The 18,014-nt window shown below is 45.1% G+C and carries 19 protein-coding genes; 3 read left to right on the forward strand and 16 right to left on the reverse strand.

Annotation, left to right across the window (positions count from 1 at the left end):
- Nucleotides 1-28 precede the first annotated feature (28 nt).
- From fliG to AACT42_RS08275, 15 genes are all read right to left on the reverse strand, one after another.
- Nucleotides 29-1,072: a flagellar motor switch protein FliG gene (gene fliG / locus AACT42_RS08205; protein WP_017042742.1), complete on the reverse strand. Its 1,044-nt coding sequence runs from the start codon at nt 1,070-1,072 to the stop codon at nt 29-31.
- The gene (gene fliF, locus AACT42_RS08210; RefSeq protein WP_017042743.1) at nt 1,065-2,807 is read right to left on the reverse strand and encodes a flagellar basal-body MS-ring/collar protein FliF; all 1,743 of its coding nucleotides are present in this window, start codon (nt 2,805-2,807) and stop codon (nt 1,065-1,067) included. Before fliF ends, fliG begins: the two co-directional genes overlap by 8 nt.
- 14 nt (nt 2,808-2,821) lie before the next feature.
- On the reverse strand, nt 2,822-3,133 hold the full coding sequence (gene fliE, locus AACT42_RS08215; protein ID WP_010318714.1) for a flagellar hook-basal body complex protein FliE: 312 nt from the start codon (nt 3,131-3,133) through the stop codon (nt 2,822-2,824).
- 84 nt (nt 3,134-3,217) lie between these two features.
- Nucleotides 3,218-4,627 carry a sigma-54-dependent transcriptional regulator gene (locus AACT42_RS08220; protein WP_094131605.1) on the reverse strand — a complete coding sequence of 470 codons (1,410 nt, stop codon included), beginning with the start codon at nt 4,625-4,627 and terminating at the stop codon, nt 3,218-3,220.
- Entirely contained in the window at nt 4,627-5,685 is a 1,059-nt protein-coding gene (locus tag AACT42_RS08225) for a sensor histidine kinase (RefSeq protein WP_013856306.1), read from the reverse strand. Before AACT42_RS08225 ends, AACT42_RS08220 begins: the two co-directional genes overlap by 1 nt.
- 129 nt (nt 5,686-5,814) lie before the next feature.
- Nucleotides 5,815-7,281, reverse strand: coding sequence for a sigma-54 dependent transcriptional regulator (locus tag AACT42_RS08230; RefSeq protein ID WP_017045739.1), 1,467 nt, complete (start codon nt 7,279-7,281; stop codon nt 5,815-5,817).
- Nucleotides 7,282-7,529: 248 nt separating this feature from the next.
- Entirely contained in the window at nt 7,530-7,940 is a 411-nt protein-coding gene (fliS, locus tag AACT42_RS08235; RefSeq protein ID WP_010318718.1) for a flagellar export chaperone FliS, read from the reverse strand.
- Nucleotides 7,941-7,950: 10 nt separating this feature from the next.
- Nucleotides 7,951-8,256, reverse strand: a complete 306-nt coding sequence (locus AACT42_RS08240; protein ID WP_013856304.1) for a flagellar protein FliT — start codon at nt 8,254-8,256, stop codon at nt 7,951-7,953.
- Nucleotide 8,257: 1 nt separating this feature from the next.
- A complete protein-coding gene (gene fliD, locus AACT42_RS08245; RefSeq protein ID WP_094131606.1) occupies nt 8,258-10,258 on the reverse strand; it encodes a flagellar filament capping protein FliD in 2,001 nt (666 codons plus the stop codon).
- 22 nt (nt 10,259-10,280) lie between these two features.
- Nucleotides 10,281-10,709, reverse strand: a complete 429-nt coding sequence (gene flaG / locus AACT42_RS08250; protein ID WP_013856302.1) for a flagellar protein FlaG — start codon at nt 10,707-10,709, stop codon at nt 10,281-10,283.
- 74 nt (nt 10,710-10,783) lie between these two features.
- Complete coding sequence (locus tag AACT42_RS08255) at nt 10,784-11,914, reverse strand: flagellin (protein WP_026028066.1); 1,131 nt, start codon at nt 11,912-11,914, stop codon at nt 10,784-10,786.
- Between the two features lie 285 nt (nt 11,915-12,199).
- Nucleotides 12,200-13,333: a flagellin gene (locus tag AACT42_RS08260; protein WP_019281599.1), complete on the reverse strand. Its 1,134-nt coding sequence runs from the start codon at nt 13,331-13,333 to the stop codon at nt 12,200-12,202.
- Nucleotides 13,334-13,576: 243 nt separating this feature from the next.
- Nucleotides 13,577-14,710 carry a flagellin gene (locus AACT42_RS08265; protein WP_094131607.1) on the reverse strand — a complete coding sequence of 378 codons (1,134 nt, stop codon included), beginning with the start codon at nt 14,708-14,710 and terminating at the stop codon, nt 13,577-13,579.
- Between the two features lie 125 nt (nt 14,711-14,835).
- Entirely contained in the window at nt 14,836-15,738 is a 903-nt protein-coding gene (locus AACT42_RS08270; protein WP_094131608.1) for a Dyp-type peroxidase, read from the reverse strand.
- 66 nt (nt 15,739-15,804) lie between these two features.
- Nucleotides 15,805-16,272 carry a DUF2919 domain-containing protein gene (locus tag AACT42_RS08275; protein ID WP_088732761.1) on the reverse strand — a complete coding sequence of 156 codons (468 nt, stop codon included), beginning with the start codon at nt 16,270-16,272 and terminating at the stop codon, nt 15,805-15,807.
- A 179-nt stretch (nt 16,273-16,451) separates the two neighbouring features.
- Here AACT42_RS08275 and AACT42_RS08280 point away from each other — a divergent pair, with 179 nt between their 5' ends.
- The gene (locus AACT42_RS08280) at nt 16,452-16,793 is read left to right on the forward strand and encodes a DUF2956 domain-containing protein (RefSeq protein WP_017048864.1); all 342 of its coding nucleotides are present in this window, start codon (nt 16,452-16,454) and stop codon (nt 16,791-16,793) included.
- Between the two features lie 4 nt (nt 16,794-16,797).
- Nucleotides 16,798-17,151, forward strand: coding sequence for a DUF4156 domain-containing protein (locus AACT42_RS08285; RefSeq protein ID WP_094131609.1), 354 nt, complete (start codon nt 16,798-16,800; stop codon nt 17,149-17,151).
- 21 nt (nt 17,152-17,172) lie between these two features.
- On the opposite strand, the gene AACT42_RS08290 is transcribed toward AACT42_RS08285, so the two are convergent.
- Complete coding sequence (locus AACT42_RS08290) at nt 17,173-17,460, reverse strand: winged helix-turn-helix domain-containing protein (RefSeq protein ID WP_010318729.1); 288 nt, start codon at nt 17,458-17,460, stop codon at nt 17,173-17,175.
- 203 nt (nt 17,461-17,663) lie between these two features.
- On the opposite strand from AACT42_RS08290, the gene AACT42_RS08295 reads away from it, so the two are divergent.
- Complete coding sequence (locus AACT42_RS08295) at nt 17,664-18,011, forward strand: ArsC family reductase (RefSeq protein WP_094131610.1); 348 nt, start codon at nt 17,664-17,666, stop codon at nt 18,009-18,011.
- Nucleotides 18,012-18,014: the final 3 nt, after the last annotated feature.

Consider the following 18,014-nt stretch of genomic DNA (forward strand, 5'->3'; position numbering starts at 1 on the left):
TGCTACCTATTGTTGAGTCAGGGTTAGATTATAAGAATTCGTCTGCGCCGCCAGACAGCATAATTTCGCCACTGTCGGCCATGCGACGTGCAATCGCCAGAATCTCTTTTTGCGCCGCTTCAACGTCTGATACTTTAATCGGAGGCATGGCTTCAAGATCATCTTTCATCATCTCAGCTGCACGTTTTGACATGTTTTTGAAGATCTTCTCGCGCAAGGCATCATCAGCACCTTTGAGTGCTTTTTGCAGCACATCTTGCGGTACATCACGCAGCAATTTTTGAATGCCTTGGTCGTCGACTTCGACTAAGTTTTCGAACACGAACATCAGATCTTGGATCTGCGTTGCCATGTCTTCATCTTGCTCACGCATCTGATCCATGAGCAAACCCTCAAGATTATTATCGAGGTAGTTCATGATATCGGCCGCGGCTTTCAAGCCACCAATTTTCGCTGCTTGCGCACCCGCTTGGCCTGCGAACTGTTTCTCCATGATTTCATTTAGTTCAGCTAATGCTGAAGGTTGTACTTCTTCAAGGTTAGCAATACGCATTAGTAAATCTAAACTGTCACGCTGTGCGAACTGCGCCAAAATTTCAGCCGATTGATCCGGTTCTAAATACGATAAAACAATGGTTTGGATTTGTGGGTGTTCATTAACAATGATGCTCGCCACTTGTCGCGGATCCATCCATTTCAATGAATCCAACCCTTTTGAACCCGTACCAAGCAAAATTTGATCGACCAAGTTATTGGCTTTATCGGCACCTAATGCAGCGATAAGCGCGTTACGCATAAAGTCTTCGCTGCCCATACCGATATTGGTGTATTTCTGAATATCTTCGAGGAAAGCACGATGCACCGCGCCCACTTTTTCTTGGCTAAGCTCTTTCGCTTTCGCCATCGCGCTACCGACTCGTTGTACCTGCTTAGGTTCAAGATGGCGGATGATGCCTGCGGCGTCCTCTTCGTTTAAGCTCAACAACAAAATAGCCGCTTTTTCATCACCAGAAATCGTTGATATATCGATCTTTGATTCTTCCACTTCAGTTCCATTTTTATCTTCAGGCATTTTGCATCCAATTCTTCACTACTTGAGCCGCAAGTTCAGGCTCATTGGCCACCAGAGCACGCACCGCTTTCAGTACATCCTCATCCTTGTGTAAGTTTGGCAAATCAATACCGGAACCAAACTCAAAGAGATCACCGCCGTCAATACCACTGCCAATTAAACTGGTTTCACCATCAGCACCAATGGGTAAACCATCAGGTCCGTACATTGGGTCATCATCATCCGCAGCAGGGTTGAGCAGTTTTTTCAGTGCAGGGCGCACCAGCACCAGCACAACAACCACAATAACCAAGGCACTAGCAAACCAGCGTACCCAATCGTTGAAGTTTGGATGTTCCCAAATAGGGACATCAACCATTGACTCAACTTCAGGCACGGCAAATTGCATGCTCAAGACATTCAACAAATCGCCACGGTTTTCATCAAAGCCAACCGTCCCAATCAAGACTTGTCGCACGGCGCTAATTTCACTTTCGCTCAAGGGAGTATAGGTGACTTCGCCAGTCTCTGGGTTAACCGATGATCGGTTTTTAATCGCCACCGCCACCGTTTGTCGGTTAACAACACCGGACTGCCTGCGCTCATGGCTAATGGTGGTATCGAGTTCAAAATTGCGAGTGGCTTCTTTGTGCACAGAACCTTGCCCGAGTATCGAACCATCTTTCATCTGCGCAACGTCTTGAGGGATCGAAGCATCCGCTGGGGGTTGATTACTTAATGCACCCGGGACACCAGCGACCATACTACCGTTGTTATAATCTTCAAGCGTATATTCACTGCGAGTTGCGGGAGTATTGGGATCAAAACGTTTACGCGTTTGTTCAATGGCACTGAAATCCAGTTGGATATCCACTTGGGCGGTATAATTACCAAAACCTAGAATTGGTATTAATACCGAATCAATTTTTTCACGCAGCGCCTCTTCTTGCTTGCGTTCAAGTTCTTGTTCTTTACGACGAGCAGAAGACACGGGGTCTTGAGAGCCTGAACTGAGCAAACGGCCATGTTGATCAGTTACGGTAATTCGATTGGGTTTCATCCCTGGCACGGCACTGGCGACCATATCGACAATAGAGTCGACCTCTTCTTGTTTGAGGTTCGCGCCAGTTCGTAAGGTAAGAAAGACAGATGCGGATGCATCTTGGTTATGACGAACAAATACGCTTTGTTTTGGCAATGCCAATAACACACGAGCTTTATTGACGAGCTTCATCTCTTCAATCGCTTTGGCAAGCTGACGTTCACGGCTAAGTTTAAGTCGCTCTTGCTCAAGGCGCTGAGAAACACCAAAGCCCATATCTTGCATCAAGATTTCATCGCCCGCTTGCTTGTTTTGATTTAACCCTGCACGGACGAGGTTGAGTTTTAAGCTGTTGTATTCACTGGATGGCACTAAGATAGTATTACCATCTAATTTGTAGGTTAGTTTCTGCTGATCAAGATAATCGAGGACAGGAATAAGTTCTTCGGTTTCATAAGCGCCAAGTGGGCGCATTTCAGGTTCTCGAACCCAAAAGAACAACATGACAATCAGCGCCACACAGATGGAAATAGAAAGGACTAACACCACCTGGCGCAACAAGTCCAAGTCGCCCATCGCAAAATCACTTTTGGATGAACTCTTCTCTTCAAGATCTGGGTTTTGCGTGTCCATGTCTAGATCTGAGCTCGCCATTAAAGCGTGGTCAGAACCACTGGTCACGGTAAGATCGGTTGTTTGCTTATCTTCTGCCACGGCGGCTACCTAATTTATACGGGCATATTCATGAGTTCTTTGTAGGCTTCAACAAGTTTATTTCGAACTTGAATCGTCGCTTCAAAGGCTACACTCGACTTGTTACGAGCAATCATCACATCCGATAGTGAGACATTTTCATCTCCCCGATCAAAGCGGGTTTGTAAATTACCTGAGGTCTTTTGCAAACTGTTCACGTTATTAATGGCTTTGGAAAGCATGTCGCCAAAATCAGCACTCACACTTTGTCCAGTTGCCGTAGGACGAGCATTGGTTGCTTCCAACATCATTGTTTGCATTTCGCTGTTTAAACCATCAAGTCTCATTGCTACCTCTAACGCCAAATCTTTGACTGCTGTGCTGCTTCTTTCTGTGATGCAGCAATTTATATGCCATCACCCACTTTGGGGTTAATTCGGGATATCAATTCCTGCATCACGCATTTTCGCTAATTTATAACGCAGTGTCCTAGGGCTAATTCCGAGCTTGTCAGCCATCTCTTTACGGCGGCCTTGGCACTCGACTAAAGTATCCATGATAATGGTGTATTCTTGATCTCTCAGCTCATCACCCAATGCAGCGCCATTGTTATTAAACAGCTTGTTCACTTCGACTTGTGCTACAGGCTTAATCTCTGGTGTGGCAATATCGCTGCGCTCTACGACTTGTTGCAGGCTGCTAGCATCTTGCCAATCAACCCCTTCCAACAAGATATGTTCACTTGCAATGTCTCCTTGCTCACTCAAGATCAGCGCGCGTTGCACGACGTTATCAAGTTCACGGACGTTGCCCGGCCAAGCGTAACTAAGCAACTTGTTAATGGCTTGCGGCGCGATACGAGGCACAGGTAAACCAAGTTTAGTGCAGTGACGCTCTACAAGGTGGTGAGCAAGCGGTTCAATATCCCCTTTGCGGTCACGTAGCGCTGGCCATGAGATTGGAAAGACGTTGAGACGATAATATAAATCATCACGGAAATTGCCTTCCTGCACATACTGCTTTAGGTCGCGGTTGCTGGTCGCCAATACTCGAACATCAAGCTTAATGCTTTTACGCCCCCCCAAGCGTTCCACTTCACGCTCTTGGAGTACGCGCAGCAGTTTTGCTTGTAGGTTCAGATCCATCTCGCTGATCTCATCGAGTAAAATAGTCCCACCTTGCGCTTGTTCAAATTTGCCCGGGCAAGCTTGTACCGCTCCTGTAAATGCCCCTTTTTCATAACCAAATAAGGTGGCTTCGAGCATGTTGTCTGGAATGGCGGCGCAGTTGATCGCCACAAATGGCCCATCTTTACGCGGAGATGAGTTATGAATGTAGCGAGACATGACCTCTTTTCCTGAACCGCTTGGCCCCAAAATCATGACGTTAGCATCGGTTTTTGCCACTTTGTCGGCAAGTGACAATAAGCGCAGGCTTTTCTCATCGGCAACAACCGCATCACCATTATCATCCGATTTCACTGGCGCGTAACGGCTAACCATGTTGAGTAGCACTTCAGGGGCAAAGGGTTTTGCCATGTAATCAATTGCGCCCTCTTTCATCGCCGAGACCGCATCTTCAATATTGGCGTACGCCGTCATCAGCAACACGGGTAAATTGGGCCAATGCTGTTTGATGTTGCGCAGCAGTGCAAGGCCACCCATGCCAGCCATTTGAACGTCAGAGACAACAATATCAACAGAATGAGCTTTGAGTTTAATCAGTGCATCTTCGGCGCAATCAGCTTCCAGCCATTCATAACCGGCCAGCGCCAAAGTATCGACTAACGCTTCGCGTAGACCTTCATCATCTTCAACGATTAAGACTTTGCTTTGAGCCATCATCCTTCTCCAGTCTCTGTTGGTGAAGAAGGGGCATGACGCTCGAGTGGAATGCACATAGTAAAGCAGGCACCCTCCCCTTCTTCTGAAATTAATTCCAATCGCCCATCATGGGCGCGGCAGACCATTTGTACCACCGCTAACCCTAACCCCGTTCCTTGTGAGCGAGTGGTAAAAAACGGTTCCATAATTTTACTTTGCAACGCAGCAGGGACTCCCGGGCCACTGTCTTGTACCGAGATTTTCAGCTCACCATTTACCGGGCGAAAAAAGACATCAATTTGCGACGCCTTACCCGCAATTTGTATCGCGTTCATCACTAAGTTACTCAGTGCAGAGGCAATGGCATTTGCATTGCCTAATACCACAGTCCCTTCTTGTTCCACTTCCTGATGATAATCAATTGCGCTATTTTTTAATGCCGTTTCCACCATGGGAACAAATTCGCTGACCAAGTCTGTCACTGTAAACGGCTGAATGACTTTATTGTCACCACCTTTGGCAAACAACAACATATCATTGACTTGTTTTTCAAGATCATGAAGCCTATCCATCAGCTTAGACTGAAAACGCTCTCTTGTAGCGTTTGGCAAGTTAGGCGCACCTAAATTTGAGGCATAGAGCATAGCGCTGGATAACGGTGTGCGAACTTGGTGTGCCAAAGACGCCACCATTCGACCGAGTGAGGATAAGCGCTGTAAATCACTGATGCGTGATTGAAGTAACCGAGTTTCGGTTAAATCGGTGATTAATATCAATTGGCCTGTTGCTGATGCTGAAATGGCTAATCTAACTTTACGACCATTGCGCAGCGAGATTTCATGCCCATCATCTTCTCTCGGCGCAAAAGCACTTTGAATGACGGAATACCATTTTTCACCCGCCAATGGGACTTGCAATAACCGCTGAGCTTCAGGGTTAGCTTCTCTGACTACGCCTTGAGTATCGAGCAAAATGACGCCAGCAGGCATCACATCAAGAACCTGTTTATAGCGCTCAACTTGATCCTCTACAGAATCTAAGTGAGATTGATTAATGGGTGTGTCAGGAGACTGCATGTCGAAATTCTACCTATAAAACAACAATAGCCTAACACGCAAAATACATGCCAGGCTATTTTTCTTTAAAATCAAAGAATTAATCCATTGCCAATATATTGACTAAACTTTACCCATGCTGTTATTAAATCACCGTTGCATATTGTATTTACGCATTTTTTCAACCAAGGTGGTACGGCGCATACCCAGCATATCAGCGGCACGCGCTACCACTCCGCCTTGAGCTTCAAGGGCTTGGTTGATCATATTGACTTCCAAGTCCGCCAATAGCTCTTTCAAATTCACGCCTTCAGGAGGCAATGACTGCGGTGCGTTGAGATTTTCGTGCATCTCTTCGACGTCTTCAAAACTGAAGTTTTCAGAGAAAATACCCGCCAGCACATCACGTTCTTGGTCTTCAACTGAGCCATAGGAGCTGTGCTCTGGTTGGAATTCTGGAATATCACTATAGCGGTATTTAGTTGGTAAATGATTGACGTCAACGAGACTATTTGGATAGAGAATGATCATCCGCTCAACTAAATTCGCTAGCTCACGAACATTGCCCGGCCAATTATGTTCCATTAACGAATTGACGGCTCGCGGGGTAAAACAAAATGGCTGTCCACCTTCCGCTTCCATACGTGTCATGAGTTCTTGTAACAGCAATGGGATGTCGTCTTTGCGATCTTTTAGCGCTGGCATTTCAATTGGGAAAACATTGAGTCGATAGTAAAGATCTTCACGAAATGATTCATCATCAATCATGTTTTCTAAATTGCGGTGAGTCGCTGACACCACACGCACATTCACTTTAATGGTGGTATTACCGCCCACACGTTCAAAGCAGCGTTCTTGCAACACACGCAACAACTTTACCTGCATCGACATCGGCATATCACCGATCTCATCGAGAAATAAAGTACCGCCTTCGGCAAGCTCAAAACGACCTTTACGCGCGGTTATCGCTCCGGTAAACGCCCCTTTTTCATGACCAAATAATTCACTTTCAAGTAAATCAGCCGGAATCGCACCACAGTTAATCGGCACAAACGGGCCGTTGCGGCGTGCAGAATGATAATGGATGTTACGCGCAACCACTTCTTTGCCCGTTCCAGATTCACCTAAGATCAGCACATTAGCTTCTGTGCCTGAGACTTGCTCAATCAAATGACGAACTTCTTGGATACCATGACTTTGGCCTACAAGGCTACGAAATAAGGTATTCTTACGCGATGTAGAGGGAACTTGCACGCCTTTACGTCCTAAAAATTCTTTGCAATGTCGTAATGCGTCACTCAGTTGAGGGTAATTAAGGGGTGACTCAAGTTCACCGACGTATTGAGTAAATTCTTCCAATGAATATGGCTGCTTGTTTGCCATTAGAAGTGGAATATAGTTGGCCTTAGTCAACCACTGAGCTATCTCATCAGTTAACTGCTCACTTTTTAGCGATCCAATAATGCAGCCCCCCCACAATCTTGAACAATCAATATCCTTGATTTGGGATGACTCGATCGCCTCGCAGTGCTCTCCAACAAATTCTAAAATGTTACTTAGATTGAGACGGATCTGCGGATCGTCTTCTATCACAAGCAGTTTTGCTAAACCTTGCATAGGTGAGAATATTTGCCTTAAATCAGAGAAATTGTGGCCGCACTTCTGAAAATCGTTATTCAGTTTTGTTTTTCTATAATCACTTGATTAAACGATAGACAATTTGTGGAATTCAGCAACAAAAAAAGCCATTGGGCTAGTAATGGCTTCTATTCTATGGAATAAAAAAAATAAGGCAACCAAGCAATGAGCTGGTGTGACATCAGTTAAAACTTTAAAAAATAAGTGCCTAAAGTTTTATAAATAACTTATATGCCCACTTCGCTTGCCGTTAGATTGTGGTATTCAGGAGGGATTTGATCCCATGCTGATTTAATTTCTCGAATGATGTCGATCACATCATCCAGTGGTTGCGGGTCATTTTGATGATTCGCTTCGGTGATCTGAGTGATCATAAATTCATAAAGCTGATCTAAATTTTTTGCAATATCCCCGCCATCACTCATCGATAAGCAACTGCGTAAGCTAATAATGATATCCAATGCTTTACCAAGGCGCTCACCCTTACTTGGGATATTGCCCTGTAGCATTGCTGCTTTTGCTTGAATAAGGCGTTCAATTGCACCCGCCATCAACATTTGTACGACTTTATGCGGCGAGGCCGCACTGAGCTGGCTATCCACTGATACCTTTTTGTATGCCTGTAAAGAACCGCGCATAGTCTTCCTCTTATAAAAACTTTTTGTATTGCTGAACGGATTTATTACCGTGTCGGTATTTTTGGAGCGTTCTACCGATCTCGACCGTTTTTGACTGCATCAGTTCAACAAGATGTTTAGTTTCATCAATAGCCTCTCGCCATTGGCTCGACATTGCAAACTGTGGGTTTTCTGACGCATGCGTCAGTAAGTTTTGCAATATCCGTTCCCTTTTATCGACAAGATGATTGATTTCTTCAGTATTAATTTCATCAATGACAAGCATTGCTCTTATTTGGTGATCTAGATCACTTAAAAGGTCGAGTTGCTGCTCCATATCAGCCGCCTAACGCATTCATCATACCAGCTAATTGGTTCTGCATTTTACTGGTCGCGTCTTGCATTGCTGAAAACTTAGAATGCGTTCGCTTCTCCAAACTGTCCATGCGGCGATCAAGTGCCGCTTGGTCGTCCACTACACGGTAGTTGCGTTCTACTAAGCTTTTTTCGCGTGTACGAATCGACCCTGTCACCCCCGTCATGCTCTGAATAGCATCTTCAACCCGTTTGGCAAATCCTTGGTTTCCACCAAAGAACTCACCTAGCTTATTAAAGTTGTTATTGAGTTGGCGATCTAGCATGTCGTAGTTAATTTCAAGTGTCCCTTGGCGTGTGGTGGTAATACCAAACTCAATCAGACTTTTGATCTCTTCTGGGGCCTGCTCAATTCTAGTCGAAAAAACACTACGTAGGCGGGAGTCTGCACTGCGCACAATACTGTCACCCGCCAGTGGCCCAGCTTGGCCAGTCCGAGGGTCAACGCCTCCAAGTTCTTTAGAGACCTGATAAAACTGATTATACGCCGCGACAAATTGTTCAATATCATCGCGCACGGTTTTGCGGTCATATTCGATGCCAATTTCAGCCGGTGGTTTGCCTTTGGCCGTTTGCCCTTTAAGGGTCAAATCAACCCCTTCAATCGCATCTTCAATCACGTTGTTGTTGCTAGAAAGGGTCGCCACACCGTCCAAAACCACCACGGAATCTTGGCCTGCTTGTACTTGAGTCATACCTTGATAGGCGTCAAACGATGCTTGTGCCGCTCTAAGTTCAGCATCTGCTTTGTCCACTTTATCTAAATACTCACGCTCTTGCGGGTCAAGCTTTTCACGCTCTTTCTGCTTGGCTTGCTCTGGCGTCAGTTCACCACTACGCACCGCCGCCGCAACCGCGGCTTTTTCAGCTGCTAATTGCTGTTCAAGCTTGGCTTGCGCTTCTTTGGGGGTGACATAGGAGTCAACCAAAGTACCAGAAGCAGTATTGGTCCAACCGGGCACATCTGGCGCTTTTTCTAACGCAGTTGCATCAAGCTCTGGCTCAGGTTCATAGTAGGAATCGAGCAAGGTGCCAGAGGCGGTTTCAGTCCACCCAGGAATACGATCTTGCGGTTTCAGATATTTATTGGCAGCAACACCGGCGGCGGCAGCAGCTTTGACGGCGGCGTCGGTTAATTCACCGGCAGCATTAGCGACTTTACCGTCGGCAGCTACTTGCCCGGCGACTTCTTGAACACCACTCGCCATACTTTGGTCAACTTCGCGTGCCGCCGCACCTATTTTCTCGGCGACTTTTGCAGCGATAGCTTGTTGAGATGGCGTGAGTGGTGCAATGATTTGTTGCGCCGCAGCGCGTGCGTTTTCTAAATCTTTAACGCGTTCTTCCAGCGTTTTGTATTCTAGATTTTTGAGCGGATTTCCGGCATCAGACTGAGCATTAATTTTAATGTCATGATCTTTTCCAGATAGATTAGAGGCCACAATCAAACGTGGCCCTTCAACATCATTGATTACCGAAGCACGAACTCCAGGATTGGTTTTAGTGCTGTTGATACCGCGAACGATATCAATCAATTTTGAATTGGCTTGGACATCAACATCAAACTTCTGATCACCAAGTGAAATCTGCAGCTTACCAGGACCAAACTTTGCCTCTTTATCTAAAACATCCGAGGCAACTTTATGGCTCTGTGCAAGCTGCAACACATCGATAGCATATTTACCTGCTATTGCGTCAGTGGTGGCTGTCGCGGAGACGACATTTTCATCAGTAGTATCGACTTTTCGCAAAGCGAAAGCCTTCTCCTGACGAAAATTCGTCATAAGATTTTTCATCGTATCCAGCGACTCTTTGAGCCGGCCGTAGGCACTGATACTGGCATCAATTTGGCCAAGCTCATTATCAATGCGTTGCTGCTTAGGAACGCGCTCTGCATTGACAATTTTGCTGACCAAGGAATTGATATCCATGCCAGTATTCATACCCATCGGGCCTAAGCTCATTAAATCACCTCAAAAACTACGATTACACCTTAGCAACCAATAAACCTGTACTGTGGTCTTTTTGTCTGGCAAGGCGTCGCAAAACCTCTAGCATTTCCTCGTTCGGGATCTGACGAATAATGTCACCAGTACTGGCTTCATAAATCGTCACAACATCCCGTCCTGATTCTTCATCGACTCTAAACGCTAAGTCTTTGTTGATAGATGAGATAAATTCATTCATCTGCTCTACCATCTTGGCTCTTTCCGATTTGTTGATCTGCTCTCGTTGCTGTGCAAGCTCGATTGCCGCTTCAACGCTTTGGTTTTGCCTATTTCTTAACTGTTCAGTACGATTCACCTCATTTTGTTTCGAGGAAGCGCGTGTCGCGCCATCGTTTTCTGAAGCAAATTTAATGCCACTTTGCGAGCCGTAAGGCTGGATGTTCGATGTGTAGGATGGTATTTCCATAACAATCTCCCTTCCACCTCATAGGTTGGCAGTGAAAACACTGCTTTCCCCACAAAGCTCCATTCGCCTATCGGTTAACCCAATAGACTAAGAGCTGCAGATGGTGACTGCTTCGCCTGTGCCAAAACTGACGTACTCGCTTGCTGCAAAATCTGCGACTTCGTCATTTGGGTTGTTTCACGGGCATAATCAGTATCCTTAATTCGACTACGAGAAGCGTTGACGTTCTCGTTGATGTTATCAAGGTTACTGATGGCATGACCGAAACGGTTCTGGAATGCACCTAACGAGGCGCGTTGGCTATCAACGGCCTTTAGTGCACCATCAATCAAAGCTACAGCTTCCTGAGAGCCGCCAACCGTTGTGACATTGATGTCTTTGACGGTTACGTCTTTACCTGCAGCAAAACCAATTTCAGTACCCAGTCCACCACCAATAGTGACATCGCTTGAGACTTTTTGATTGGCGGCAAACAGTTGCAGTTTACCTTCATCACCGACTGAAGCTTTGATGTCACCATTTTGACCATTAATGTAAGTAGCGACCTCTTCTAAGTCATCACCCGCTTTAGCGTTAATGGTGACTTCGCGAGCTTCTCCTTGTTTATCAGTATAGCTCAGAGTCAGATCCGTCGCATTGGTGACTGACCAGTCAGGCGCTTTGCCATTTGTCGCGACATAGCTCTTACCGCCCATCGCTTTTGTGTCAGAACGCATGTCGCTCATGGAAAGCATCACAGCTTCACCAGAATCGGCACCAATTTGGAAAGATTTATTACCAAACGAACCATTTAGCAGTTTATTACCACCAAACGAGGTTGTTTCAGCAATACGGTTTAATTCATCATTGAGTGCTGAGACTTCCTCTTGGATCGCTTGGCGTTCTGAACTTGAGTTAGAACCGTTTGCTGATTGCAAAGAAAGATCTCGCATACGTTGCAAGATATTGGTGGTTTCATTCATTGCACCCTCTGCGGTTTGTGCAATGGAGATACCATCATTTGCGTTTCTTACCGCCATATCTAAGCCACGGCTTTGTGACGTTAAACGGTTTGAGATTTGTAGACCCGCTGCATCATCACGCGCGCTATTGATTTTATAGCCCGATGACAGACGCTCCATCGATTTCTGCGTACCATCAGCGGCGTTATTTAAATAACGCTGTGCGGTCATTGCAGACACGTTAGTGCTTACATTAATTGCCATATTGATCTCCTTAGGCATTGTGTTGATGTACTTCCGTGTCTCTCACCTCACGTCGGTACACCTCATTTCTCTCGTATCCTTTAACGGCGAAAGATTTATATCCTTTAGAAAAAAATAAGCCTTTTTTTAAAATTTATGCAGCGAGCATGAGAAATGTGATTAGCGTCAAAAAGTAAGAAAGATAATGCTGCATCAACTAACACTTTTTCCACTTTGCCGCTAAGCAAAAAAATCCAGCCGAGGCTGGATTTTCATTAAGGGTAACTCTTGAGCTATTGGGCTCTTTTAGCCAAGTAAGCTAAGTGCCGCTTGTGGCGCTTGTTTTGCTTGAGCCAGCACTGAGCTTGATGCTTGAGAAAGAATTTGCGACTTAGTAAGCGCTGTTGTTTCTTTGGCAAAGTCAGTATCTTTAATACGGCTCTTAGAAGCACTCACGTTTTCGTTAATGTTATCTAAGTTGCTGATTGCATGGCTAAAGCGATTTTGGAATGCACCTAATTGTGCACGGTGGCTATCTACAAATTGCAGTGCAGCATCAACAATGGCAACCGATTCTTGAGCGCCACCCACAGAGGTCACATCAATGACATCTACGGTAACAGCTTGACCAGCTTGCATGCCGAGCTCACCAGCAAGACCGCCTGCGAATGTTACAGGGCCTTCTACTTTATTACTGCCAGCGAAGACTTGTAGTTTTCCTTCATCATCAACTGATGCTTTCACCATATCAGTTTGGCCGTTGATGTAAGTCGCCAACTCTTCAATATCATCGCCTTCTTTAGCTGAGATATTGATAGTCTGATCTGTACCTGAAGTATCTTTCAGTGTGATTTGTAGATCGTTGCTGCCGGCTTGAACTGACCAATCTTTATCTTTGCCGTTCGCCGCTTGGTAGCTTGTGCCGCCCATCATAGCATTGTCACTACGCATGTTGTTTAGGCTAAGCATGACGGCTTCACCGTTATCCGCACCGATTTGGAATGACTTAGTTTCAAAAGTACCGTTAAGTAATTTGTTACCACCAAATGATGTGGTTTCTGCGATACGGTTTAACTCGTCATTCAGAGCGGTGACTTCTTCTTGAATCGCTACACGGTCTGCTTTTGAGTTTGAGCCGTTAGCTGATTGTAATGACAAGTCACGCATACGTTGCAAAATGTTGGTCGTTTCATTCATCGCACCCTCAGCGGTTTGTGCAATAGAAATACCGTCATTCGCATTACGTACTGCTACGTCAAGACCGCGGCTCTGAACATTCAAACGGTTAGAGATTTGTAGGCCTGCCGCATCATCTTTTGCGCTGTTGATTTTAAAGCCAGAAGATAGGCGTTCCATTGATGTTTGTTGTGCATTGCTAGCGCTGTTTAGGTAACGCTGTGCTGTCATCGCTGATACGTTGGTATTTACATTAACTGCCATGGTGATTACTCCAATTGATTTTCCGATGTTTCCGGTTTCCGACGTCTCGGAAAACCAAATAGTTCTCTCAAAGTTACTTTTTATAACGGCGGTATTTTCCAAAGCTTGAGGATTTTTTTTCAATTTTTTTAAAAAAAATGTGTTTAGTGTAAAAAACAGGACAAGAGGTCAAAAACCCATCAAAAAAGTAATAATTTCGCTAAAGAGTTGTTGATAAAGGTCGATAATTGTTGATTTTTATCGCTAGCGAAGTAAGGCCAATGCTAGGTTTGGCTGTTTTTTCGCTTGCGCAAGAATAGAGGTACTGACTTGTTGTAGGATTTGCTGTTTTACCATTTGGGTGGTCTCTTTCGCATAGTCAGTATCTTTAATTCGACTGTTTGAAGAAGCGAGGTTTTCATGTACGTTGTCGAGATTGTTGATAGCGTGGTTAAAACGGTTTTGCAACGCGCCTAACTCAGAGCGATGGCTATCAACGTACTGCATTGCGGTATCAATGACGGCAACCGCCCGCTGCGCACCACCGACTTCGGTAATATCAAGAGTGTCTACTGCTTCATATCCCGTCACATTCATTTGCAACTGATTGGCTAAGCTACCTTTAAAATCAATAGTCCCAGAGGTTTCTTTACCCGCCATGAACAGCTGTAGCTGTCCTTTGTCGTTGACTGACGCCGATACTTTATCGGTTTGCCCATTGATGTAGGTTGCCAACTCTTCAATATCGTCCCCTACTTTTGCTTGGATTTGAATGTTGTGCTGTTTTCCCTTGGCATCGGTATAACTCATGGTGAGCTGCCGATTATCTTGTGTCACCCGCCACTGGCTATCCGCCATGCCTGCCGCAACATAGTTAAAGCCCCCCATATCCAAACTGTCTGAACGCATATTTTTTAACGAAACTTGCACTGCTTCGCCAGAGCTCGCACCTATCTGAAATGAGGATTGACCAAACGAACCATTCAGTAACTTACGACCACCAAAAGAGGTGGTTTCAGCAATTCGGTTTAATTCATCGTTCAAGGCGCTCATTTCTTCCTGTAAAGCTTGCCTATCCGCTTTACTATTCGCGCCATTCGCCGACTGCAAAGAGAGATCTCGCATACGCTGAAGCAGGCTGGTGGTCTCTTGCATTGCACCTTCAGCAGTCTGCATGATTGAAATGCCATCATTAGCATTGCGTACAGCGACATCTAAGCCCCTCATTTGCGACTCAAGGCGATTCGAAATTTGTAAACCCGCAGCATCATCTTTGGCACGATTAATACGCTTCCCGGAAGCAAGACGCTCCAAAGATTGATTCAACATTTCGCTTGCTGAGCCTAAGTGGCGCTGCGCAATCAAAGCGGAAACATTGGTATTAACGGTAATTGCCATAACAGACCCATGCCATAGAATGAATGATCTCTTTATCGGACAGTAGACGCTTTTCTTTACATAAAATGCTTAAAAAAGAAAAACCGAGCACAAGGCTCGGTCAGATGGTAGGACAATATTGAGACTTACTTTAGTTCAAGATGTTGCAGCATCTCAGCTGAAGGGGCAAAAAAGTACGCCCCCGTTACGGCCTTGGTAAAGCGCAGCAGTTGGTCTGTTTTACCATCCGCCACACCATACATACTTTCCAACATCACTTTAAAGTTATGCAGCGTATGGCAATAAGCAATGAATAGTAAACCGTGCTCACCACTCACCGTACCGTAAGGTAAGCTATGACGAACAATTTTTAGCCCTTTCCCCTCTTCTTTGATATCAACACGGCCAACGTGAGACGCTGCAGGTACATTATCAAGCTCAATCGAATCAGGCTTAGTGCGCCCAATCACTTTTTCTTGCGCCGCCACATTTAAGCGATTCCAAGCTGGAAGGTTATGCACAAAACGCTGCAACATCACATAGCTGCCGCCAGCAAATTCACCATCAGCAATCAGTGCAACTTCTTGACGTTTTTCGGCTTTAGGGTTTTCAGTGCCATCGATAAAGTCCGTCATATCTCGCGCATCTAAGTAACGAAATGAGTAGGTTTCATCCACCATTTCAACCAACTCTGCCACGGGTTCCATCCATTTACGCAACACATAAAACAGCAAGTCATGACGCTGAGAATGGCAGTGAATCAACACATCCACCTCGGTACTTGGTGCTATGGTTTCGCCTTTACCAAGCTCAGGAAAATCAATCAGCTCTTGTGGTATGTTTTGGTTTAAACGCTGCCAAAAGGTGCGAGTAAACGCGACCGACACGGTTAATTCAGCGCCGGGTTGATGTTGATTTATCTCATTGACTAAAGCGGGCAATGCTTTTAATTGCGCTAAAACATGCGCCGGATTTTGCTTTACTTTTAAAAGGCTAAACAGTGCAAACGGACCTGCTTCAGGCAGAATCGCGGTTTGAGGTTGTGTCATAAAATATCCTCACTTACTTATTTTTGCTCAGTGTAATTCAGTTTTTTGGGGCGACCTTGATTGGGATCACGCCTTGTCTATGAGCGGGATAGAAAAACAATCACGCACACTTTTACTCTTCAGTAGATATAGGCCAAACCATAACAGCACCAACAGCGTGCTTGCATTGGCCCAATTAAAAACGCCGTGCTCTAAATAGATATGATAAAGCGTTTGTATAAATTGCAAGATAACCATAAGTAACGTCAGCGGTTTTCCCATGCTGACGATGCGGTTTAGCCACGATCGTTCAGGAGCACGTAAGCTGATAAGCCACATCAGAATGATACTTGGCAACCCCATAATCAACCCCAAATAAAGCATCGAATGGTCTGGGTAAACAATGGTTAAAATCGTCGTGCCATTATCTCGGCTTGCTCCTGCCACCACGAAAACAATCCAAGCTTTTGCCAAAAATAACCAACCAAGCCAGATAAGTTTAGGGGCTTTAAGAAAACCATGTTGGTCGTATCGCTCTAACGCATAACGCATCAATACCTTCGCTCTTTTAAAAAAACGTTTTTACTTTAGCGAATCGATTTCAAATAGCTAGCCAGATCTTTTGCTCTTGACCAGTTTCTAACTTGAACATCACGCATAGTGATCAATCTCAATAGTGAAGGATGACGATACGTGATAGGGTAAGCGCCTGTCTATAGCCGCTTGTAAACGTTATGAATAAAACGATTATTCCCTCAGAACAAACTCAGCAACAAGCGATGAAAGTCGCCTTAGCCACTCAAAAGCAAGGGCAAACGAAAGAACAAACCAAGCTGATCGCTCAAGGCATTGAGAAAGGCATAGCCTTGTATAAAAAGCAGCAAAAAGAGAAAAGCCGACAGGCAGATAAAGCAAAAAAAAGAGCATTGCAGCTAAAGAGAACCGCACAAAATAGAGAAGAAGAACCCGCGCAGATTGAAACTTCATCCAGCTTGGTATCGACCTCATGGTTACCTTGGGCACTGCTGATCGTGAGCTGGCTTGGTTTTATCTCTTATCTAGTTCTGAAAGGTTAAACTGATGAAAAGACTGTCTATATTATTGCTGGCAGCGCTAATGATAGGCTGTAGCTCATCACACAGCCCACTCCCAAACGATGCAGATCGCATTCAGATTCGTACTGATGCCGGATTTGATGCTGGTCAGTGTGACTGGTTAGGGGATGTGACAGGCAGTGAAGGTTACTGGTTCAGCTCTTGGCTCATTCCCAATGACAGATTGATTCGAAGGGCGGTAAACGAGCTAAAAACTCACGCTCATCAACTGGGAGGCGATACAGTAACGCTCGACTACTCCAATTATTTCAAAACCTCTGTCACGATTTTCGGTACTGTTTATCGTTGCTTACCCAATGTGAAAATGAAAACACCATAAAAAAAGCCAGCAAATGCTGGCTTATGCACTAAATCCAAGGCTAGTCGCAATATCACAGCGACGATCTAATACCCATTGACTATCAAATGGCCCCCAATCAGAGAGTTGATAGTAACCATCATTGTGACGCCTTCCATCTTGAACAAACATCAGTTCAATCCCTATTCCTGGCAGTGCTTTCAGGACATCCTGAATCGTACGGCGAGGCCACCCCGTTTTTTCGATGAGTTTGGGCACGTTTGGTCTTTCAAGGCTTTCTACTAACAAAGCTAAATACAGTCGCCTTGCAAAAACAGGACTCAGTTCCATTGACACCTCCTATTACTGTGCCGCTTCATTATTTCTGTTTTCACATTTAGAGTGTTGCGTTCGATCAATAACTTTCCAATCGTAAGCAACTGAAACACATCTTTTTTAAACAACGAAATAAAAGCATCTCTATTTTGTAAGCCACAGCGCTTCCTGATAGGATTTGACCATTAAAAAAATAATACGCCTCAACAAGGATTTTTATGACGATCACCATGTATGGCATTCCCAACTGCGACACCATTAAAAAAGCACGGAAATGGTTGGAAGCTGCGGGGGTGGATTACCAATTTCATGACTACCGCAAACAAGGTATTGATGCCGAGCTCGTGGCTCAGTTTTGCCAAGCGCTTGGTTGGGAAAATGTACTCAATAAACGCGGTACAACATTTCGTCAGCTCACGCCCTCACAAAAAGAGTCGTTAGATGCTCACAGTGTTGTGGCTTTGTTGGTTGAACAACCAGCTATGATCAAACGACCTATTTTATTGGTCGATACCCATTACCATCTCGGTTTTAATGCTCAGCAATACACTGCTATTTTCTCTTAATAC

The organism is Vibrio sp. V15_P4S5T153 (assembly GCF_963874485.1).
GTDB classification, from domain to species: domain Bacteria; phylum Pseudomonadota; class Gammaproteobacteria; order Enterobacterales; family Vibrionaceae; genus Vibrio; species Vibrio anguillarum.